Here is a 797-nt window from a genome sequence, read left to right as displayed (position 1 = left end):
CTCGGCGCCGGATCCGTCGAGGGGTTGTTAGGTCTGACTTCAGCTGCGGGTGCCGTCGACACTACGTCCGCCCGTGCGAGCTGCGCCGAGGGCGTGCTCGAGCTGGACATCCCAGAGTCGTTTCGCGAGGGCATGACGAAAGTCAGCTTCTCCTCGGTGGCGAGCACCGAGAAGGGCGCGTGGCGCGTCATCATCAGATAGGGGATCGCTCGCCGGTCATCGATACGTCATCAGGCGGCGACGGTCTCGTATTCAGCGGCCATCTCAGATGCAAGCCCCTCCAGGTCGACGGCCGAGGGCTCACCAGTAGCCACCCCGGTGAGGTCCACCATCATCCAGTTGCCACCGTGCACCAACGGCACAGGACCTTGTTGAGTATCGCTCCACAGGTTGAGAGCCTTTTCCAGTGCCGCCTGGTCCTTATAGAGGTCGATCTGCACGTGGGGCAGGCATAGCGCTTGATCCGTGGGCAGGGCGTCGCCGTTCATCGGGGTGACAGGATCGCCGGCAGGGTCGGTGTCGCAGCCAAGGTGCTCGTCAACGGCGGAGACAAGTCGGTCCATCGACGTGAAGGTTGGCAGGTCATCGGTCCCCGCCGCAGCGGTTCCGCTGCATCCTGATAGCAGTAGGCAGAGAACGCCTGCTCCTGCAGAAGCTTCGAGGATGCGTCGTCGGATCATCGTGTCCTACCCTTCGCGACAGTGCGGCTGGTGCTGCTGGTGCTGCTGGTGCTGGTGCTGGTGCTGGTGCTGGTGCTGGTGCTGGTGCTGGTGCTGGTGCTGGTGCTGGTGCTGGTG

Annotated in this window: 2 protein-coding genes; one reads left to right on the top strand and one right to left on the bottom strand. The window is 63.9% G+C overall.

The window, feature by feature from the left end:
- Positions 1-201 (top strand): hypothetical protein (locus IFT88_RS16855; RefSeq protein WP_207110915.1); only part of this gene is annotated, 201 nt, incomplete at its 5' end.
- Positions 202-230: 29 nt separating this feature from the next.
- Here IFT88_RS16855 and IFT88_RS16720 read toward each other — a convergent pair.
- Positions 231-680, bottom strand: coding sequence for a hypothetical protein (locus IFT88_RS16720; protein ID WP_192122052.1), 450 nt, complete (start codon positions 678-680; stop codon positions 231-233).
- Between the last annotated feature and the right edge of the window lie 117 nt (positions 681-797).

Source organism: Frigoribacterium sp. CFBP 8751 (assembly GCF_014841545.1).
Classification (GTDB): domain Bacteria; phylum Actinomycetota; class Actinomycetes; order Actinomycetales; family Microbacteriaceae; genus Frigoribacterium.
The sequence above is the reverse complement of the archived record's forward strand: the minus strand, read 5'-3'. Positions and strand labels throughout refer to the sequence as shown.

Bases quoted from the DNA above. Each gene is read 5' to 3' on its own strand.
- IFT88_RS16720 (WP_192122052.1), bottom strand. From the start codon at position 680: ATGATCCGACGACGCATCCTCGAAGCTTCTGCAGGAGCAGGCGTTCTC.